The sequence below is a fragment of the Kitasatospora sp. NPDC058965 genome (genome assembly GCF_042741245.1).
GTDB lineage: Bacteria > Actinomycetota > Actinomycetes > Streptomycetales > Streptomycetaceae > Kitasatospora.
On record NZ_JBHYKG010000045.1, the window covers coordinates 18,518 to 37,913 of the forward strand.

Consider the following 19,396-nt stretch of genomic DNA (forward strand, 5'->3'; position numbering starts at 1 on the left):
CGAGCGGGGACCGGAGGCCGACTCCGGTCCCCGCTCGGCGTTCTCAGTGCTGGACGCCCTTGGCGAGGGAGAAGTCCGCGAAGTAGGCGTGCTGGGTGCTGGCCGGTCCCCAACTCGTGTCGTGGCCGCCGTAGAAGGTGGAGAAGAAGACCCCGGAGAACGGGATGCCGGAGATGCCCGAGGCGATGCCGGCGCCCAGGTAGGCCTGCTTGCCGTCGAACCAGACGGTGACGTCGCCGGTGCTGCGGTTCACCAGCTGCTCGACGGTGTGCCACTTCCCGTCCGCGGTCCACTTCCAGCGGCCCAGGCCCTCGTCCACCCCGTAGCCGGTGGGGCCGGAGTTGGTGGGGGTGTAGAGGTAGACCTCGCCGTTGTTGGCGGTGCCGCCCGCGCCGCGCCACATGAACCGGGTGGACCACCCGTTGCCGTGGTTGCCGCCGGACTCCTCGCCGATGGTGCCGCCGTACAGCCCGGGCAGCTTGCCGGCCTTGCCCCAGTCCTGGCCGGCGGGGAACCTGACCGCGTACTTCAGGTCCAGCGTGGTCGAGTTCGCCAGGCCGCCCAGGCCCAGCGAGCCCAGCGAGGTGTAGAACTGGCCGCCGCCGCTGGTCGGGCAGTCGGTGCAGGACGGGGCTGAGGAGCCCGCCCCGTAGGTGACCCGCAGCGCCGAGCGGTCCCCCGGCGCCGCCGGGTCGGTCACCGCGGCGAGGTTGCTGCCGCCCCAGGCGCCGGACGGCGCCTCGCCCCAGGCGGACTTCCAGGCGGAGCCGCCGAAGCCGGTGAACTGCCCGGTCCAGGAGGCCGGTTGTGCGGTGTGCGGGCTCGTCGGCGCGGTCGCGGTGGTGCTCGCGTCGGCCAGGCCGGTGAGGCCGGTGACCAGCAGCAGGGCCGCACCGGCCGAGGCCAGTGCCGTGGTGCGTCGTCGCATGTCGTTCCTCCGGGCGGGGCAGGGGGAATGGACCGGCGCGGCCGTGGCGGCCGGCGCCGCGAGTGCGGGGAGCATGCACATTCCAGGCGCGACCGGGGCCCCACGTCAAGGGCCTGAACGTGATTCAGATACGTGAACGACGTGACGAGGCGTCAGTCGGTCCGCTGGAGCAGCAGCAGGGCCACGTCGTCCGGCCGGGAGTGACGCTCCGTCACGTTCAGCGTCAGCAGGTCGGCCAGCCGGTCGAGCGAGCGGTCGGCACCGGTCCGCCGGCGCCACAGCGCCAGCCCGCCCAGCATCCGCTGCACCGACTCGTCGTAGTCCTCGTCCCGGTCCTCCACCAGCCCGTCGGTGTAGGCCAGCAGCGACTCGCCCGGGTCCAGCCGGTGGTGGCCCAGCGGGTAGTCGACGGTCGGGTCCACGCCCAGCGGCGGGCCGCCGGGCAGCAGCAGCTCCTCGGCCCCGGCCGCGCCGATCCGCACCGGCTGCGGGTGGCCGGCCCGGGCGCCGACCAGCTCGCCGGTCTCCAGGTCCAGCGTCAGGTAGAGGCAGGTGGCGAACAGGTCGGTGTCCAGCTCGGCCAGCAGCCGGCTGGTCCGGGCCAGGGTGGCGGCCGGGTCGTGCCCGTCGGTGGCGTAGGCCCGCAGTCCGCTGCGCAGCTGGCCCATCACCGCGGTGGCCTCGGCGTTGTGCCCCTGCACGTCGCCGATCACGATGCCGGTCCGCCCGCACGGCAGCGGGATCAGGTCGTACCAGTCACCGCCGATCTGCATGCCCTCGGTGCTGGGCAGGTAGCGGGCCGCGGAGCGCAGCCCGGGCACGGTCGGCAGGCTGCGCGGCAGCATCGCCCGCTGCAGCTCGCTGGCCCGGTGGTGCTGGGTGTCGTAGAGCCGGGCCCGCTCCAGCGACTGGGCCAGGATCCCGGCGAAGGCGGAGTAGAGGGTGCGGTCCTCGCGGCCGAACGCGCGCTCGGCGGCGAAGGTGATCAGGCAGGAGCCGACCTGCCGCCCGGAGGCCACCAGCGGTAGCACCGCCCAGGCCGGCGCCGGCCCGGCGGGGTCGGCCCCGGCGGCGGCCGGCTCGCTGAACAGCGGGGTGGCCCGGGCCAGCGCGTGCTCCATCGTCCCGCCGGCCAGCTCGTGCAGCTCGTGCAGCCGGCTGCGGTGCGCGCCGCCGTAGACCGAGGGCGACAGCGGCAGCAGCCGCCCCTCGTCCACCAGGTCGAGCACCACCCCGGCGGCGCCCAGCGCGGGGCGCGCCACGTCGGTCAGCGCGGTGGTCACCTCACGCACCGTCACCGCGCGGGAGAGCGCCCGGGTGAGCGCGAGCAGCAGCGCCGAGCGGGCCCCGGCCACCGGGCCGGCCGCGTCCCCGGCCCGGTCCCCGGCGCCCCGGGCGGGGGTCGGCGACCGGTCGGCCCGGCGGTCCACCAGCAGTCCGGCGATCCGCACCGGACGGCGGTGCACGTCCAGCTGCACCTCGCCGCACTCGTCGACCCAGCGCGGCGCGCCGTCCGCCCCCAGCACCCGGTAGGAGAGCCGGTAGCGTCCGCCCCGGTCCAGCAGGTCGACCAGCGCGGCCTGCACGTCCGGCAGGTCCTCGGGGTGCACCAGCAGGCCCGGCTCGGGCGCGGGGTAGGGCCCGGGGCCGGCCGGCACCGGCCGGCCCACCACCCGGTAGGCGGTGGCGTCCCAGCAGCTCTCGCCGGTGACCAGGTCCCGCTCGAAGGCGCCGGCCCCGGCCGCCCCGATGGCGGTGGCCAGCAGCGGCTGCGCGGCGTGCGCGGAGGGCTGGGCGGAGTGGGTGCGCACGCCCGGCGCCGGGCCGTCGCCGGCCGCGTTCACGTGGTCGATCAGGTGCGCCAACCGGTGCGCGCAGGCCTCGGCGATGGTCTCCAGCGCCTCCAGGTCGCGGCGCGGCACGGTGCCGCGGTGGGCCAGGGCCAGCGCCAGCACGCCGACCTCCAGGTCGTCCACCACCAGCGGCAGGGTGACCACGGCGATCAGTCCGGTGCCCAGCCCGGCCGCCGCGTCGGGGTAGTCCACGCTGGTCTGCTCGGGGCTGAGCAGCACCGGGGCCCGGCGCCGCAGCGCCAGCGCGGCGGGCAGCTCGGCCGAGCGCTCGACGGTCGCGTACCGCTCCATCGCCCACTCCGGCAGACCGCTGGACACGGTCAGCCGCAGCGCGTCGGTGGCCCGGTCGAGCAGGTAGATCGCGGAGCCCTCGCCGGTGATCCAGCCCGGCCCGTCGGTGAGCACGGTGGACAGCAGCTCGGCGGCGCTGGTGCAGCGCAGCAGGCGGCGCACGCAGGAGACGGTGGAGCGCGGTCCGGGGTGCCCGGCGCCGCGCGCGGGTTCGAGCACGACGGGGGTGCCGTGGTCGGACGACGGACTGCGATCCATCACGGGCCCTTCCGCTCCGGGGGCGGGCGGCCCAGCTGCCGCACTTTGGTGCTGAATATCCTATTTGGTCCGGTGCGGATCGGCCGGGAGGCGGCGACGGCGGAGTGGTCCGGTCGGTGCGGGCGTCAGCCCGCCGCCCGGAGCGTCACTCGTCGTGGTGGCGCTGCGGACGGGCCGGCACGCTGCGCATCGAGACCAGGCCGCGCAGGATCGCCAGGGTGCGGCGGACGGCGGCCCAACCGGTGGGCTGCGGCTCGGCCGGCGGGTACCCGGTGGCGGCCGGTGCGGCGCGCCCGGCGCGCTGGCGCGGGATCGCGGCGGTGCCCGGCGCGGTGCTCGGCTTCGTCATGCGGCCCTCCAGCGGCTCAGCGGTCCATCGACCGCATCCTGTCCGACGACCGGCCCGGCCCGCCAGGGGCTGGGTCACACCCGGCCGGTCGGCCAGTCGCGCAGCCCGGCGGTGAGCACCGCGATCATGCGCTCCTGGGTCACCGACAACTGCTCGCTCAGCTGGAAGGCTCCCCCGATGGTGAGGGCGGCGAACCCGTGCGCCAGCGCGCGCACGGTGCGGGTCGCGTGCACCGCCTCGGAGTCCTCGATCCCGTACCCCTCCAGCACCTGGAAGATCGCCCCGACCAGGGCGGTGGCGGCCCCGAGCAGTTCGTCGTCGGCGGCCGAGGGGGCCTGCGGCAGTGCGGCGTAGCGGCGCGGGTGCTCCAGTGCGAAGCCGTGGTAGGCCCGCAGCAGCGCCTCCACCGCGGCGTCGCCGGTCAGTCCGTCGGTCGCCGACCGCAGCCGGGCGGCCAAGTCCTTGGTGACCCGGATCGCGATCAGCCGGCGCAGTCCGGCCAGGCCGCCGGGCACGTGCTTGTAGAGCGAGGGGGCGGCCACCCCGGCCAGCTGGGCCACGCCGGCCAGGGTGAGGGCGTCGGGGCCCTCCGCGTCGATCAGCGCGAGCGCGTGGTCGACCACGGCGTCGGGGTTGAGTCCGGCTCGGGGCATCAGGCCACCTCGGTGAGGAACGGGAGCACGGCGTCGGCGACGGCCTGCGGGGACTGGGCGTGGGGGTAGTGGCCGGCGCCCTGGATCATCACCTTACGGCCGTTCAGCGCCTTGACCTGACGGTCCGCCACCAGCTCCGGGTCGGGGAAGTCGGGGTCCTTGCTGCCCATCAGCACCAGGGTCGGCACCTCGACGCCCTCGCACCAGCCCTCCGGCGCGGCGTTGCCGCCGACCTGGCCGCGGGTGGCCCGCTTGCGGCCCGGGGTGCGCAGCGCCGCCACCAGGCCGGCGTTGTAGGCGGCGATCTCCTCGGTCGCGCCGCCCGGGTAGGCCATCTTGTTCAGGTAGTAGCCCCACACCTTCGGGGAGGCGAGCAGCGCCGCGCCCAGCAGGCGGAGCATCGCGAGGCCCAGCACGGTCGGCGGCACGTTCTCGACGAACGCGTCGATCAGCACCAGGCCGGCCACCCGCTCGGGGGCCAGGGCCGCCGCCTTGACGATGCTGGCGCCGGTGTAGGAGTTGCCGGCCAGCACGGCCTGCTCGACGCCCAGGTGGTCCAGCAGGGCCAGCGCGTCGTGGGCGGCGGCGGCCGGGCTGTAGTCGTCCCAGTCGATCGAGGACTCGCCGAAGCCGCGCAGGTCCATGGTGATCACCCGGCGGCCGGCGGCGACGAGCAGCGGGCGCAGGTGCCGGTAGGAGGCCCGGGAGTCGAGCATGCCGGGGAGCAGCAGGACCGGGTGGCCGGTGCCCTCGACCGTGTCGTCGAAGGCGATGGTGCCGCCGGGGAGCTGCAGGTACTGGGTCTGCGGGGCGGTGAGCGTGTGCACGGCTTCCTCCTGGACTGACGGACCTTCGGCGGTGCCGGCCGCTGCCGACATCCACAAAGCTATGGCTAATAGCCTTAGCCGTCAAGTCCCTCGGGCGGCCCGGGCCTAGCCGTCGACCCGGAACGGGTCGTGCTCGGCCAGCAGCCGCTCCAGCCGGGCCTGGTCGACCCGGTTCACCAGCTCGCCGGTTTCCTGGCGGTCCCGGATCACCTTGGCGAGGGTGAAGGCGGAGGTGACCGTGTAGAGCAGGCCGAGCGCCAGGAAGGCCCGCATCCAGGCGCTGACCGGCAGGTAGGCGATGCCCAGCGCGAGGCCGCCGGCGGCGAGCGCGAAGGAGAGGACCGCCTGCACGTAGTAGGCCGAGGTGGTTCTCGGCAACACTGGAGAAGTCATGCCTGAAGAATCGCCAACTCCGGCCCTCGGCACCTGAGTACGTGTACTCAACCGGACACTCAAGGTGAGGCTGCGACAATCCCGCGGGGAGCGCTTGGAATCGCGGGCCTCTGGGATTAAATTTCAATAACGCAGCGCGGTCGGCAACGCCGTACCCAGACGGCACCGTGCGCCGTCGCCTAATCCGCAGGGCCGTCCGAAGGGCGGCCCGGGAGCCGGGGAACCACCGTTCCTTGGGGTGAATCGGACCGGCCCGCACCGGTCCGTAGGAGACCTTCCTGCTCCGAACCCGTCAGCTAACCCGGTAGGCGAGACGGAAGGAAAGGAGCACGCCTCCGTGGCGTCGACGCACACCCCGGCCCTGCTCGACCACCCGGGCACCACCGACGAGAACTCCCGGCACCGGCTGCCGCGCCAGTCCCGCCCCGGTTCCCCGGTGCTCGGCGTGACCGCGATGGCCGCCGCGCTGGGCGCCACCACCGGCATCGGCGCCACCGCCGCCCAGGCCGCCGCGCCCGCGCCCGCCATGGTCGCCACCGAGGAGAGCGGCCCGCAGGGCGCCGACCCCGGCCTGGCCCTGGCCGCCCGGATCCAGCAGCAGGCCGACCAGCGCACCGCCGCCGAGGAGGCCGCCCGCTTGGAGGCCGCGCACGAGGCCGCCGCCAAGCGCGCCGCCCAGCAGCCCCAGCCGGCCCCGCCGGTCCGGTCCACCCCGGCCGTGCAGCCGCTGCAGGCCGTGCAGGTGGTCCAGCCGGTGCAGGCCGTCGCCCCGCAGTCCACCGACGCCCCGCTCGACCTGCAGGCCCCGCTGGCCGCCTGGACGCTGGCCGCCGCCGCCTCGCCGTGGGCCCAGCTGCAGACCGGCCTGGACCTGGCCGCCCCGGCCGGTGCCCCGGTGCTCGCGGTGGCCGGCGGCACCGTCAGCTCGGCCGGCTGGACCGGCGTGCACGGCTACCGGGTGATCCAGACCCTGCCCGACGGCACCGAGATCTGGTACTGCCAGCTCGCCTCGATCACCGTCCCGGCCGGCCCGGTGGCCGCCGGCGCGGAGCTCGGCCGGGTCGGCACCACCGGCAGCGCCACCCGCCCGCACCTGCACCTGGAGGTCCGTCCCGGCGGCGGCGCCCCGGTGGACCCGGCGCAGTGGCTGGCGGCCGGCGGGGTCACGCTGTAGCGTCCCCGTCCCACTCGGCCAGGTCGGGCAGCTCGACCAGGCCGCGGTCGATCACGTACTGGTCCACCTGGTCCCCGTCCGGCTCGGGGGCCAGGTCCCGGTACTCCGTCAGCAGCAGCTCGGGCAGGCCGGGGACGGTCCACTCGCCGAGCAGCCGCAGCGCCTCGGCCTGCACCGCCGCCTCGAAGGCCGGGTAGTCGCCGGCCAGCTCCTCGGGCATCGGCAGGCCGAGGGCGTTCAGTCCGGCCAGGTTGCGGTAGCTGCGCTGCATCAACCGGTTCTCCACCAGCAGCCGGCCGCCGTCGGTGGCCATCCCGATCGCCAGCAGCACGCCCTCGGTCCAGCCGGCCGCGCCCTCCGGCTGGTCCAGCCGGTCGAGGCCGGCCAGCAGCGCCAGCCGCTCCGGCTCCGCCAGTGCCCGGTAGCCGTCCAGGAAGGCCCGCACCGCGGCCGGGTCGGCGGTGTCCACCCCGTGCTGCCAGAGCAGCAGCGCGTACAGCCGCGGCCAGGTGAGCAGGTGCGGGCGGCGCAGCAGGTCGGCCAGCAGCTCGCCCTGCCACTGCGCCTCCTCGTGCAGCCGTTGCTGCCGCTTGGCGTTGAGCCGCTTGGCCGCCCGCTGGTGGTCGATCAGCAGCCGCACCGCCGCGCCGTAGGCCAGCGGGTCCTGGCCGGGGCCGGGTTGCACGTAGAGGTGGATCCGCTCGTACAGCAGCTCCTGCAGCAGTGGTGAGGTGAGTTCGGGGACGCCCTCGTACACCTTGGCGTCACCCAGTTCGAGCAGCGTCAGCACCGCGTTCAGCGGGCCCTCGGGAACCGGCTCCAGGCCCTGCTCCTCGGCCCAACGCAGCAGCTCAGCGGTGTGCGGCCGGGGGGCGAGCCGCAGGTCCTCGGTGTCCATGGCAGGTACCGTAACCGCTCGCGCGGCCGTTACCGTACCTGCCATGCACCCCGTCCTGCTCACCGGGCCACGGCTGACGATCCGTGAGTTCCACCACGTGCCGCGCGACATCGACGCGCTGCACGCGATCTTCGGCGATCCGGAGACCGCGCGCTACCTCCCGTTCGAGCCGCGCGACCGGGAGGACTGCGCCGACCAGGTCGCCCTCTACCTGGAGGAGGCCGAGAAGGAGCCGCGGACCGTCTTCCGGCTGGCCGTCACCCTGACCGAGCAGGGCGAGGACGCCGTCCCGCTCGGCAACGCGGTGCTCGGCGTCGAGGGCGCGGAGAGCCAGAAGGCCGCCTTCATCGGGTACGCGCTGCGGCGCGACGCCTGGGGCCTGGGCTACGCCACCGAGATCACCCGGCTGCTCTGCGGCTTCGGCTTCGGCGAGCTGGGCCTGCACCGGCTGGCGGCCCGGCTGGACCCGGCCAACCTGGCGTCGGCCCGGGTGCTGCGCAAGGTCGGCTTCCAACTGGAGGGCCGGATCCGGGACGACCTCTACCTGCGGGAGAGCTGGCACGACGCACTGCAGTACTCGCTGCTCGCACACGAGTGGCGGCCGCAGGGGGGTTAACCCCACCCCGGGTCCGCCGGGCAGCGCCATTCCCGGCGGCCGGGGCCGGCGGGCAGATTGGGGGCATGACCTCGACCACGGCACCCGACCTCCACGACTACGACCCGCCCGCCGCCGGCAGCAGGGGCCGGGCCCGGGCCCGGCAGGCCTCCCGGGAGCTGGCCTACGTCGCCGGCTCGCTGCCCGTCGCCGCGGTCGGCTTCTGCTGGGTGCTGACCCTGTTCGCGCTCGGCGCCGGGACCCTGGTGACCGCGCTCGGCCTGCCGGTGCTGGCGCTGCTGCTGGCCTGCGCCCGCGGGCTCGGCGCGGTGGAGCGCGGCCGGGTGGCCCGGCTGCTGGGGGAGCGGCTGCCGGCGCCGGCCCCGGTGCGGGCCGCCGGACCGGGCTTCTGGTCCCGGATCACCGCCGGGCTGCGGGACGCGGCCGGGTGGAAGGCGGTGGCGTACCAGGTGGTGATGTTCCCCTGGCACGTGTTCAGCTTCTGCGTCAGCGTCACCTTCTGGTCGGTCGGGCTCGCGCTGGCGCTGCTGCCCGCCTACACCTGGGTCTACCCGCGCTACGTGGGCTGGCCGGGGCTGCAGGTGGCCGACTACGACGACGGCGCGGGCGTGCACCACTCCTACTACCTCGCCTCGTTCTGGCAGGTGGCCGGCGCCTGCCTGCTGGGCCTGCTGCTGCTCCTCCTTTCGGTCCGCCTCACCCACTGGCTCACCAGCGTCTCCCGCGCCGCCGCCCGGGGACTGCTGGCCGGCTGAGCGCCCGGGATGCGGGCGGCCCCGGCGCGTGGTCGGCTGGGGCCGTGTTGATCACCTCCCGTCCGCTGGACGAGTACTGCGCGCTCTTCGGGCTCAGCCGGACCGGGCTGCGGGGGCTGCCCGGGCCGGTGCTGGACTGCCCGGGCGGGGCGGCCGCCCTGGTGGCCGAGGCCCGCGGGCTGGGTTGCCGGGTGGTCGCCGCCGACCCCGCCTACGCCCGGCCGGCCGCCGAACTGCTCGCCGGGGCCGAGCGGGCCCGGGGCGCGATGGCCGCGGCGATGACCGCCGCCCCGCAGCGCTACCAGCCGGCCAGGTACCGCCCGTACGAGCGGTACCTGCGCAGCTGGGACCGGGCGCGCGGGCTGTTCGCCGCCGACCGGGCCGCCCACCCCGCGGACTACGTGGCCGCCGCGCTGCCCCGGCTGCCCTTCGCGGACGGCAGCTTCGCCCTCACCCTCAGCTCCTACCTGCTCTTCGCCTACCCCGAGCTCTTCCCGCCCGCCGCCCAGCTGGCCGCCCTGGACGAGCTGGTCCGGGTCACCGACCCGGCCGGCACGGTCCTGGTCCACCCGCTGCACGACGGTGCGGGCCGGCGCAGCCCGCACCTGGCCGAGCTGCGCGAGGCGCTCGGGCGGCGCGGGATCCGCAGCGAGCTGCGGGTGCACCGGGTGCCCGGCGACGGACGGCGCAGATACGTCCTCGCGCTCGCCCGGCACCGTCGCTACCGTCCCTGTCATGACTGATCTTCAGATAGCCGGACTGCGCAACGCCCGCGAGGTCCGCCCCGGACTGCTCTACCGCTCCGCGACCCTGAACCAGCTCACCGCCGAGGGCGCCCGGGCACTGGCCAAGCTGGGCCTGCGCACCGTGATCGACCTGCGCGACCCGGCCGAGGTGGCGCACTGGCCGGCCCGGCTGCACGAGCTGGAGCTGGACGTGGTCAACCTGCCGATGCTGCCGCAGGACGCCAACCACCGGGACGAGCCGCTGCCGCAGATCTACCGGCTGCTGGCCGACACCGCCGGCCCGGTGCTGGTGACCGTGGTCCGCCGGCTGCTGGAGCCGCGCGCGCTGCCCGCGCTGGTGCACTGCGCGGTGGGCAAGGACCGCACCGGGGTCACCGTGGCGGTGCTGCTGGACCTGCTGGGGGTGCCGGACGAGGAGATCCTGGCCGACTACCTGGCCTCCAACGCCGGACTCGGCCTGGACGACGGGCCGGTGGAGTACCTGGACGAGCGCGGGCGGCTGCGGGTCTCCAACCCGGCCCGGCCCGAGCTGCTGACCGGTGTGCTGGACCGGATCCGCGAGCAGCACGGCTCGGTGGAGGCGTACCTGCTCGGGCACGGGCTGCGGGCCGAGGAGCTGGCGGCGCTGCGCGCCGCCCTGGCCGACTGACCGTCGGGCGCCGCTCAGACGCCGGACGGACGAGGGGTGGGGACCTGGCCGATCGCGTCCAGCTTGGCCAGGATCCGCTCGGCCACCCAGCGGCGGTCCGAGGCGTCCGGGATGCCGTCCGGCGCGAGCAACTGGGCCACCACGGCGGCGCGCAGGCGCATCCGCTGGTCGCGGCCGAGCCGGTTGAGCATGCCCCGCGCGGCCAGCAGGGACTGGTAGTGCTCGAACGCCGAACGCGGGTGCTCGATGTACTCCAGCACCGACTCGAAGTCGCCCAGCGCCGGGTTGCCCTGGGTCAGCGCCAGCGCCTGCATCCGCAGGCCCGCGTCGTCCGAGGCGAACAGGCCGCGCACCTCGTCCGGGGTGGCGGAGGAGCGCTTGGCCCCCGACCGGACCTCGGCCACCTGGGCGTCCAGCGCGGCGGACCGCTCCGCGTCGGCGCCGGCCGCGCGGGCGTTGAACTTGCCCATGTGGGCCATCGCCTGGACCCGCAGGTCCTCCGCGCCGACCTCGTTGCCCTCGCGCTGCTGCTCCTGGGCCGAGCTGAACAGGCGCAGCGCGTTGCCGTCGGCCTGGGTCAGCACGCCGGCCAGCAGCAGCCGGGTGGCCAGCCAACCGGCCAGGAAGCCGAGCACCAGGAAGTAGAGCACCAGCGCGGCCGCGAACGGCGCCGCGTCGCCGCGCCCGCCGAGCGCCGGGGCCAGCGCGTGGCCGAGCTGGCGGACGCCCTGCCAGATCCGCCCCAGCTGGGTCAGGCCGACGCCGAGCAGCAGCTTGGTGAGCCAGTCCGAGACCTGCTCCAGGTTGGTGTTGGCGGAGTACTCGCCGCCCGGCCCGCCGGTCGTCTGCTGCGCGGCGCTGCGGCTGTGCGGGATCCCGAACAGGAAGCCGAGCAGTGCGCCGCCGATCGCGGTGGCGCAGGCGATCATCACCCCGGCGCCCAGCGCGCTCAACGGGTGTGCGGCGGCCGTGGTGTAGAGCACCAGGCCGAGCAGTCCGAGGCCGACCAGCGACCCCACCACGCCCACCTGCCACCGCCGCAACTGCGCCACCTGGTCCCGTCGCACCGCCATCACTGACTCCCCGTCCGCCGCTCCTGGATTGGCAGGAACTGTAGCGGTCCCGGCAATCATCCGGGTGACGGCGCCACCACACCCGCCGAGCCGGTTGCCGTCAACCCGCCCGATCCGCTACGGCGGCCGTTCCGCAGCGGGCCCGGCCCCGGGACGTCCGTGCGCCGGGCGCTACGGCAGCCGCCACTGCTGGCCGGGAACCGCGGAGTTGCAGGCATCGGCGGTGACCGCGGCGCCGGCGCCGTGCGAAGTCAGGCAGTAGGCGGGGTAGTAGGGGGTCTGGATGCTGTAGCTGCCGCCGCCGGCGTCGACCAGCGCGAAGCTGGAGGTGGCCGCGTAGCCGCCCACCTGGAGGGTGGTGCTGCCGCCCACCGGGATGCCCATCGTGGGTCCGCCGGAGCTGCAGGCGTTGAAGCTCACGCCGCCCGAGCCGCTCGAACGCACCCAGCCCCAGGAGGTGTTCCGGCCGGAGACCACGGTGTTGCCCGGGCTGATGTTGTTCGCCGACAGGCCCAGCAAGGTGCCGTCGCCCACGTTGACGATGTCCTTCGCGCTCTCGCAGCCCGCCGGGCGGGCGGGGACCGGCGGCGGTGTGGTGGGGGTGCCGCCCCCCGCCGCCCCGGCCGAGCCCCCGCCGCCGGCGCCGGCCGAACTGCCCGACCCGGTGCCGGCCGACCCGCCCGATCCGCCGCCGTTGGCCGAGCCGGCGCCCGCCGACCCGCCGCTCCTGCTGCCGCTGCCTCCCCCGCCGCCGGCGCCGCTGCCGCTGCCCGAACCACCCGCCGGGGCACCACCGTTGCCGCCCGTTGCGGGCGAACCGGCGGCTGCCGCGGGGGAGTCGGCCGGGCTCGCCGAGGCGGACGCCGCCGCCGATGCCGGAGCCGAGGCCGACGCACTCGCCGCGGGCGACCCGGTGCTCGGGCTCGCACTGCCCGGACCGGCGACCACCGGTCCCCGGGCGGCCGGCAGGTCCTGACCGGCCGACCCCGCACCGGAGTCCAGCCGCAGCGCCGTCACCGTCCCCGCCACCACCAGGACCGCCGCCACCGCTGCGAGCAGGCTGCTCCGCCGCCGGTGCCAGGGCACCGCCACCGGAGCGGTCACGGCGGCCGCCTCGCCCACCACCACCGGCTCCGACGCCTCGGCCCGGGCCGGCTCGGGCTGCTGCGCCGCTGCGGGTCCGGCCTGCCGGGCCGGCTCGGCCGCGTCGACCACCGCCGCGGTCCGCGTGGTCAGCCCCGCCAGCCGGGCGCCGGGCTCCTCGCCCCCCACCGCGGCGCGGGCCGCCGCCGCCATCGCGGCCGCGTCCGCGAACCGGTCCTCGGGGCGCTTCGCGAGCGCCTTCGCCACCAGCTCCCGCACGGCCGGGGGGAACCCGGCGCCCAGCTCCGGCGCCGGCTCCCGGACGTGCTTGAGCACGATCTCGATCGCGGTGTCCCCGGTGAACGGCAGCTCGCCGGTGAGCAGTTCGTAGCCGAGCACGCCCATCGAGTAGAGGTCGCAGGCGGGCGTGGTGCCCAGCCCCTCGGCCTGCTCCGGCGCCATGTACAGCGCCGTGCCCATCACCGCGTGCGCCGTGGTGATCTTGGTGCCGGCCAGCGCGCGGGCGATGCCGAAGTCGGTCACCGTGACCTGCCCGTCGGCCCGCAGCATCAGGTTGGACGGCTTGATGTCCCGGTGCACGATGCCCTGCCGGTGCGCGGCGTGCAGCGCGTCCAGTGCCTGGGCCACGACGTCCATCGCCTGCTCGACCGGCAGGCTGCCGCGCTCGGCGCGGACCCGGTCCAGCGGCTGCCCGTCCAGCAGCTCCATCACGATGAACGCCACCGGCGTGCCGCCGTCCTCGCCGGCCTGCTCACCGTAGTCGTGGATGTCCACGATGCCCCGGTGGTTGAGTGCGGCCAGCATCCGGGCCTCGCGGCGGAACCGCTCGGCGAACGACGCGTCCGCCAGCAGCGCGGGCAGCACGATCTTGACCGCGACCTGCCGCTCCAGCACCCGGTCCTCGGCCCGCCAGACCTCGCCCATGGCGCCGCCCCCGAGCCGCTCGGTCAGCGCGTACCGCTCCCCGAGCACCGTTCCCCGACCCCACATGTCCGGCTGTCCCCCCGTGACTCCCACCCGATGGGCCGCGGAGCGAAGATGTTGGACCACGGCCAATCAAAGTCTGACAGTGACCGTGCAGGAGTCAACGCGGTACCGACGGACGGTTACCAAGCCCGTACAGAACCCGCCCCAGGAACGCAGACGGCCCGTGGGCTGCTTCCGCGGCGGCGAACCGCCGTGGCGTCGGGGATGTGCCGACGAGCCCACGGGCCGGGTGACTGCTTGGGATTCGCCTGCCGCCGTACTGCCGCAGGCAGGGGCGGCTCTAGCGAGCAGCCACCTCACGCATCCTGATGGAACTCAACTCAGGATCACCTCCTTTCAGTGTGCCGCCACGATAAGCAGGCCCCTGCCCCGCGGGCAACGGATTTATCGGGGGAACGACGGAAGGCCCGGCAGAGAGTCTCTGCCGGGCCTTCCGTGCTACTGAGTAGCGGGGACAGGATTTGAACCTGCGACCTCTGGGTTATGAGCCCAGCGAGCTACCGAGCTGCTCCACCCCGCGTCGGTGAACCCAACAGTACGGGATGGCGACGCGGAAGGGAAATCGGTTACCGCGGCGGGTCGGCCGCGGCGCCGCGCGGCCGGGCCCGGGCCCAGAGCGCGAGCAGGGCCAGGGCGGCGAAGCAGGGGACCATCAGCAGTCCGTAGACCAGCAGGAAGCCGTGCACCCCGCGGGCGGCCGCCGCGTTCCAGCAGCCGTGCAGCGCGACCGCCGCCAGCCACCCGGCCGGCGCGGCCAGCCGGGCCGCCCGGCGCGCGCCGGTGAGCGCCACCGCGAACCCCAGGCCGGTGAGCGCGGTGAAGAGCGGGTGGGCGAACGGGGAGAGCAGGGCGCGCAGCAGGAAGGTGTGCACGGTGTCGTCGTAGTCGCGCAGGCTCGGGGCCAGGCCCAGGCCGATGCTCTCCAGCCGCTGCTGCCGGTCGTCGGAGAAGGCCCGGCCCAGGTAGAGCGCGTTCTCGGTGAAGGCGAAGCCGCAGGCGCTCATCCCGCCCAGCACCAGGGCCCGGGCCACCGCCCGGTGCCGCAGCCGGGCCCGGGCGCCCGGGGTGGGCCCGGTGCCGTGCCGGGGCGGGCGGCGCAGCGGCAGCATCGCGGCGAGCAGCACCGCGCCCTTGGCGCTCTCCTCGATCAGCGGGGTGGCCAGGTCGGTGCCCCAGGCGGTGGCGCCGCGCACCGACTCCAGGTAGTCACTGGCCCAGTCGTTGGCCACCAGCGCGATGGTGGTGGCCGCCACCGAGCCCCAGGCCAGGCAGAGCGCGAGGGTGCGGCCGGGCAGCCGGGCGCCCTGGTTGAGCCAGCTCAGCGCGGCCAGGACGAACGGCACCGGCAGCACGGCGAGCGCGAGGCCGACCAGCAGTCCCTCCGTGCCGGTCTGCCGGTGCAGCAGCTGGACCAGCAGCGCCGCGCACCCCAGCAGGCCGGCCGGCAGCACGGCACCGGCCGCCTGGCGGGCACCGAGCGGACCGCGCACCCGACCGCGCACCCGACTGGTCACCCGACGAGCGTAGGCGCCGGCCGGCGGGGGTGTCAGAGCTTCCGGAACAGCAGGTCGTGCACCACGTGGCCCTTGGCCAGGCCGGCCCGCTCGAACTTGGTCACCGGGCGCCACTCGGGGCGCGGCGCGTAGCCGGGCACGGTGCCGTCCCCGCGCTCCTCCAGCCACCGGCCGCCGTCACCCTCGGGGTGCAGGTTGGCCAGCTCCGGCCGGGCCGCGAGCACCTCGACCATCTGCTCGGCGTACGGCTCCCAGTCGGTGGCGCAGTGCACCAGCGCGCCCGGGGCCAGCCGGGGCAGCACCAGGTCGAGGAAGCCGTGCTGGACGAGTCGGCGCTTGTGGTGCTTGGGCTTGGGCCACGGGTCGGCGAAGAAGATCCGCAGGCCCGCCAGCGAGGCGTCGGTGAGCATGTCGCGCAGCAGGATGATCGCGTCGCCGGCGGCCGGGCGGACGTTCTGCGCGCCGTTCTGCTCCAGCAGGTTGAGCAGGTTGCCGTGGCCCGGGGTGTGCACGTCGACGGCGAGGATGCCCATGGTCGGGTCGGCGGCGGCCATCGCGGCGGTGGTCTCGCCCATGCCGAAGCCGATCTCCAGGGTGACCGGCAGGCCGCCGAAGAGCCGGCCGAGGTCGAGCGGGGTGCCGTCGATGGCGATGCCCCACTTCTCCCAGTTCCGGTCCAGTGCGCCGGCCTGCGCGGGGGTCATCCGGCCGCGGCGCGGCTGGAAGGTCCGGATCCGGTGCTCGCGGTGCTGCTCCTCGGTCGCCTTGTGCGGGTACATCGGCGCCGGGTAGCCGGCGGGGGCGGTGGAGAGCCGCTGCGAGGGCCGCTGGCCGGGGAGCTGGGGGGAGGGGGCAGTCGAAGTCACAATGCCGTCGAGTCTACGGGGGCCGCCCGGTCGGGCCCCAGCCCCCGGGCTCAGCCCCCCGCGGCCAGCGCCGCCAGGGCCCGGGAGGCGATCTCGCGCCCGATCGGCAGCGAGGCGGTGGCGGCCGGCGAGGGGGCGTTGAGCACGTGCACGGTGCGGCGCGGCGAGCGCGGGTCGGCCGGGTCGAACCCGGCGAAGGCGAAGTCGTCCAGCAGGGCCCCGTCCCGGCCCACCGCCTGTGCCCGCACGCCCGCTCCGGCCCGGACCAGGTCGGCGCCGGTGACCCCGGGCAGCAGCCGGCGCACCGCGCGGGTGAAGGCCCGCTTGGAGGCCGAGCGGTGCAGTTCGCCCAGTTCCTGCCGCCAGTGCCGGCGGGCCAGCTGCCAGCTGCCGGGGAAGGCGGCCAGCCGGGCCAGGTCGCCGGGGTGCACCGTCCGCCAGGAGTACCCCTCCCGGGCCAGCGCCGGCACGGCGTTCGGTCCCACGTGGACCTCCCCGTGCACGCCCCTGGTGAGGTGCACGCCGAGGAACGGGAAGGCCGGGTCGGGCACCGGGTACACCAGTCCGCGCACCAGGTGCCGTGCGCCCGGCGCGAGCTCGTAGTACTCGCCGCGGAACGGCAGGATCCGCACGCCGGTCTCGTCCCCGGCCAGCCGGGCCACCCGGTCGCTCTGCAGCCCCGCGCAGTTCACCAGCACCGCGCACCGCGCCTCCCGCTCCCCGCCCGCGCCGCGCAGCCGCACGGTGACCGCGTCCGCCCGCCGCTCGGCCCCCACCAGCTCGCAGTCGGTGCGCAGGTCCACCCCGGCCTCGCCGGCCAGCCGCGCGTAGCAGGCGGCCACCTCGGTGAAGTCGCACACCCCGGTGGTGGCCACGTGCAGCGCCGCGAGCCCGCTCACCGCGGGTTCGTGGGCGCCGATCCGGTCGGGCGTCAGCTCGGTCACCCGCAGTCCGTTGGCCCGGCCGCGCTCGGCCAGCGCCGCGAGGCCGGCCAGTTCGGTCGGCTCGGTGGCCACCACCAGCTTCCCGGTGACCCGGTGCGCCAGCCCGTACTTGGCGCAGAACCGGACCATCGCGGCGGAGCCGGCCACCGCGTACCTGGCCTTGAGCGAACCGGGCCGGTAGTACACGCCGCTGTGGATCACCCCGCTGTTGTGGCCGGTCTGGTGGCCGGCGATCCGGTCCTCCTTCTCCACCACCAGCACCCGCAGTCCGGGCCGCTCGCGCGCCAGCGCCCAGGCCGTCGCCAGCCCCACGATGCCGCCGCCCACCACCAGCACGTCGTAGTCGTCCGTCACCAGCGGATCGTGCCTCCGGGAGCAGGGGTCAAACCTCGGCCCGGTGGGAGCACGCCGCCGGCGCGCAGGGGGCGGCGCGCGCCCCGGCGGGCGCCTACTGCGCCAGCACCACCCAGGCCCGCTCGGTCAGTTCGCGGACCCGCTGCTCGCCGTGGAACGGCTCCAGCCGGCGCACCATCTCCAACAGGTACTCCCGGCTGCGCTGCGAGGAGATCCGCCCGGCCACGTCCACCGCCCGGTCGCCGGCCTCCACCGCCGCGTCCAGGTTGCCCGCCTCGGCCTCGGCGATCGCGCTGACCACCAGCCGCAGCCCGTGCGAGCGGACGAAGCCCTCGGTCGGGCGGGCCAGCGCGTCCCGGGTGAACTGGCGCACCTTGGCGGGCACCCCGAGGTCGCGGAAGCACTCGGCCGCGTCGGCGGCCAGCCGGTCGTAGGCGTAGAAGTCGATCCAGGACGGATCGGGGTCCCCGTCCCGCGAGCGCTCCAGCGCGCCCTCGGCCGCCGACAGCGCCGTCGCGCACGCCGGTGCGTTGCCGGCCCGGGCCTGGGCCCTGGCCTCCACCAGGTGGAAGAAGCTCATGGTCCGGGTGGTGGCCATGCCCCGGTTGCGCTCCAGCGCGGCCTGGGCCAGGTCCACCGCCTCCTCGGCGAAGCCGCGGTAGCAGGCCTGCAGGCTCATCGAGGCCAGCACGTAACCGCCCAGCGGCACGTCGGCCGCGGCCCGGGCCAGCCGCAGCGCCTGGATGTAGTACCGCTGGGCCGCCTCGTGCTGGCCGGTGTCGAAGGCCATCCAGCCCGCCAGCCTGGTCAGTTCGGCGGTGGCGCCGAACAGCGCCCGGCCCACCGCGTCGCTGTACGAGGCGAGCAGCAGCGGGGCCGCCTCCACCCGCAGGCACTCCGGGACCATGGACGAACGCCAGTCCCCGCCGCCGTACTTGGAGTCCCAGCGGCGGGCCTCCTGGGCGGCCTCGCGCAGCTTGGCGGCGTCCGACTGGCCGACCCGGAAGCCGGCCGTGCGGGGGGCCGGCAGCTGCCCGGCCGACCCCGCCGACGGGGTCGGCGCGGCGGCGGGCTCCTCGCGGGCCACCGAGCCGTCGGCCGGGTTGATCAGCCAGCGGGAGACCGGGGTGGCGTAGGCGGCCACCGAGAACGTGCCGGCCAGCCCGTCGCTCCAGCGCCCGCCGCCGGGCCCGCGGCGCAGCTCCAGGTCCACCCGCCACAGGTCGGTGGCCGAGCGGACGGCGTCCGGCACCTCGCGCGGGAAGGCCAGGCCGAGCTCGGGGGTGGGGTCGGTGTCGCCGAGGCCGATCTCCTCCAGCGGGACCGGTCGGCCCAGTTTGCCGCCGATCGCGGTGGCGATCAGGTGCGGCACCGGGCCCTGCGGCACCATGCCCTTGCTCACCCAGCGGGCCACCGAGGTCTTGTCGTAGCGGAGCGTCAGGCCGCGCTGGGCGCCCAGGTCGTTGACCCGGCGGGCCAGTCCGGCGTTGCTGATCTGAGCCTGCGTCAGCAGGGCACCGAGTCGATCGTTCGGTCCTCGTGAGGTGATGGTCATGCGAGCGGCCCCCCGGGTCGGGTGAGGCATGGGTGGCACGGGCGTTGGCGCCCGACACGGTGGCACCTAGCGTAGTCGGCCGCCTTCCCTGGGTTAAGGGTGGATATTCCGGATGGCGGGATCGTGTACCGCGGACGACGCCCGGCCGGTCGGCGGTGGACCGGATCCGGCTGATCCACTTCCGGTGGCGGTGCCGTGCAGGAGGAGGGCCGTGCTCCGGTCCTGTGTTGACGTGCGCCCAGGTGTGCTCCCTGGTTCCACGGGCGTACCAGCAGTTCGCTAGGGGCAGTGGGTCGGCCCGCCGCCGAGGACCCGGCGGGCCGGGGGAAGCCGCTGCTCTGTTCCCCGCGGGCGGTGGCGGAGGTCCGGGAGGGCATGCGGATGCCCTCCCGGGCTTTGCGCCGCTTTTCGGCCATTTCCGCATGGCCATGACGTGATCGCGGCGGTACGGCGGCGGGTGCGCGGCGCGCCGGGCCGGGGCCACCCGGGTCGCGCGGAGCCGTGCGGTCCCGCGCCCGGGGCCGGGTGCCGCGAATCGGACGCGCGGCGCCCTCGGCCGGGAGCCCGCCCGCCGCCCGTCGCCGGGGCGCGGACGGCAGTGGGCCCGGC

At 75.7% G+C, this 19,396-nt stretch carries 18 protein-coding genes, 1 tRNA gene and 1 riboswitch; of the genes, 5 read left to right on the top strand and 14 right to left on the bottom strand.

The window, feature by feature from the left end; all coding sequences use genetic code 11:
* Window positions 1-43: 43 nt before the first annotated feature.
* The 6 genes from ACFW1A_RS10690 to ACFW1A_RS10715 form a co-directional block, all read right to left on the bottom strand.
* Window positions 44-928 (bottom strand): polysaccharide lyase, encoded by an 885-nt coding sequence (locus tag ACFW1A_RS10690; protein ID WP_380407282.1) that lies wholly within the window; start codon window positions 926-928, stop codon window positions 44-46.
* A 152-nt stretch (window positions 929-1,080) separates the two neighbouring features.
* Window positions 1,081-3,330: a SpoIIE family protein phosphatase gene (locus ACFW1A_RS10695; RefSeq protein ID WP_380407284.1), complete on the bottom strand. Its 2,250-nt coding sequence runs from the start codon at window positions 3,328-3,330 to the stop codon at window positions 1,081-1,083.
* A gap of 145 nt (window positions 3,331-3,475) precedes the next feature.
* Entirely contained in the window at window positions 3,476-3,679 is a 204-nt protein-coding gene (locus tag ACFW1A_RS10700; protein WP_380407286.1) for a hypothetical protein, read from the bottom strand.
* Window positions 3,680-3,753: 74 nt separating this feature from the next.
* Complete coding sequence (locus tag ACFW1A_RS10705; RefSeq protein WP_380407288.1) at window positions 3,754-4,332, bottom strand: TetR/AcrR family transcriptional regulator; 579 nt, start codon at window positions 4,330-4,332, stop codon at window positions 3,754-3,756.
* Window positions 4,332-5,159 carry an alpha/beta fold hydrolase gene (locus ACFW1A_RS10710; RefSeq protein WP_380407290.1) on the bottom strand — a complete coding sequence of 276 codons (828 nt, stop codon included), beginning with the start codon at window positions 5,157-5,159 and terminating at the stop codon, window positions 4,332-4,334. The genes ACFW1A_RS10705 and ACFW1A_RS10710 overlap by 1 nt, the downstream gene beginning before the upstream one ends.
* A 105-nt stretch (window positions 5,160-5,264) precedes the next feature.
* Window positions 5,265-5,552 (bottom strand): YiaA/YiaB family inner membrane protein, encoded by a 288-nt coding sequence (locus ACFW1A_RS10715; RefSeq protein WP_380407292.1) that lies wholly within the window; start codon window positions 5,550-5,552, stop codon window positions 5,265-5,267.
* 166 nt (window positions 5,553-5,718) lie between these two features.
* Window positions 5,719-5,878: riboswitch (cyclic di-AMP (ydaO/yuaA leader) on the top strand.
* Window positions 5,879-5,889: 11 nt separating this feature from the next.
* Between ACFW1A_RS10715 and ACFW1A_RS10720 the strand changes: the two genes are divergently transcribed.
* The gene (locus tag ACFW1A_RS10720; protein ID WP_380407294.1) at window positions 5,890-6,726 is read left to right on the top strand and encodes a M23 family metallopeptidase; all 837 of its coding nucleotides are present in this window, start codon (window positions 5,890-5,892) and stop codon (window positions 6,724-6,726) included.
* Here ACFW1A_RS10720 and ACFW1A_RS10725 read toward each other — a convergent pair.
* A complete protein-coding gene (locus ACFW1A_RS10725; RefSeq protein WP_380407296.1) occupies window positions 6,716-7,624 on the bottom strand; it encodes a hypothetical protein in 909 nt (302 codons plus the stop codon). The two genes, ACFW1A_RS10720 and ACFW1A_RS10725, sit on opposite strands and share 11 nt — an antisense overlap.
* A gap of 43 nt (window positions 7,625-7,667) precedes the next feature.
* Between ACFW1A_RS10725 and ACFW1A_RS10730 the strand changes: the two genes are divergently transcribed.
* The 4 genes from ACFW1A_RS10730 (at window position 7,668) to ACFW1A_RS10745 (ending at window position 10,390) form a co-directional block, all read left to right on the top strand.
* Window positions 7,668-8,240 carry a GNAT family N-acetyltransferase gene (locus tag ACFW1A_RS10730; RefSeq protein ID WP_380407298.1) on the top strand — a complete coding sequence of 191 codons (573 nt, stop codon included), beginning with the start codon at window positions 7,668-7,670 and terminating at the stop codon, window positions 8,238-8,240.
* Between the two features lie 65 nt (window positions 8,241-8,305).
* Window positions 8,306-8,995, top strand: a complete 690-nt coding sequence (locus tag ACFW1A_RS10735) for a sensor domain-containing protein (protein WP_380407300.1) — start codon at window positions 8,306-8,308, stop codon at window positions 8,993-8,995.
* A 44-nt stretch (window positions 8,996-9,039) separates the two neighbouring features.
* Window positions 9,040-9,738 (top strand): hypothetical protein, encoded by a 699-nt coding sequence (locus ACFW1A_RS10740; RefSeq protein ID WP_380407302.1) that lies wholly within the window; start codon window positions 9,040-9,042, stop codon window positions 9,736-9,738.
* On the top strand, window positions 9,731-10,390 hold the full coding sequence (locus tag ACFW1A_RS10745) for a tyrosine-protein phosphatase (protein WP_380407304.1): 660 nt from the start codon (window positions 9,731-9,733) through the stop codon (window positions 10,388-10,390). Before ACFW1A_RS10740 ends, ACFW1A_RS10745 begins: the two co-directional genes overlap by 8 nt.
* Window positions 10,391-10,404: 14 nt before the next feature.
* On the opposite strand, the gene ACFW1A_RS10750 is transcribed toward ACFW1A_RS10745, so the two are convergent.
* From ACFW1A_RS10750 to ACFW1A_RS10780, 7 genes are all read right to left on the bottom strand, one after another.
* Window positions 10,405-11,463 (bottom strand): hypothetical protein, encoded by a 1,059-nt coding sequence (locus ACFW1A_RS10750; protein WP_380407306.1) that lies wholly within the window; start codon window positions 11,461-11,463, stop codon window positions 10,405-10,407.
* A 171-nt stretch (window positions 11,464-11,634) separates the two neighbouring features.
* Complete coding sequence (locus ACFW1A_RS10755; protein WP_380407308.1) at window positions 11,635-13,557, bottom strand: protein kinase; 1,923 nt, start codon at window positions 13,555-13,557, stop codon at window positions 11,635-11,637.
* Window positions 13,558-14,000: 443 nt separating this feature from the next.
* Window positions 14,001-14,074 (bottom strand) — tRNA-Met (locus ACFW1A_RS10760).
* Window positions 14,075-14,120: 46 nt separating this feature from the next.
* Window positions 14,121-15,068 carry a PrsW family intramembrane metalloprotease gene (locus ACFW1A_RS10765; protein WP_380407310.1) on the bottom strand — a complete coding sequence of 316 codons (948 nt, stop codon included), beginning with the start codon at window positions 15,066-15,068 and terminating at the stop codon, window positions 14,121-14,123.
* A gap of 32 nt (window positions 15,069-15,100) precedes the next feature.
* The gene (gene trmB, locus ACFW1A_RS10770) at window positions 15,101-15,934 is read right to left on the bottom strand and encodes a tRNA (guanosine(46)-N7)-methyltransferase TrmB (protein WP_380407312.1); all 834 of its coding nucleotides are present in this window, start codon (window positions 15,932-15,934) and stop codon (window positions 15,101-15,103) included.
* Window positions 15,935-15,984: 50 nt separating this feature from the next.
* On the bottom strand, window positions 15,985-17,232 hold the full coding sequence (lhgO, locus tag ACFW1A_RS10775; protein ID WP_380407314.1) for an L-2-hydroxyglutarate oxidase: 1,248 nt from the start codon (window positions 17,230-17,232) through the stop codon (window positions 15,985-15,987).
* 94 nt (window positions 17,233-17,326) lie between these two features.
* Window positions 17,327-18,787 (bottom strand): MFS transporter, encoded by a 1,461-nt coding sequence (locus ACFW1A_RS10780; RefSeq protein ID WP_380407316.1) that lies wholly within the window; start codon window positions 18,785-18,787, stop codon window positions 17,327-17,329.
* Between the last annotated feature and the right edge of the window lie 609 nt (window positions 18,788-19,396).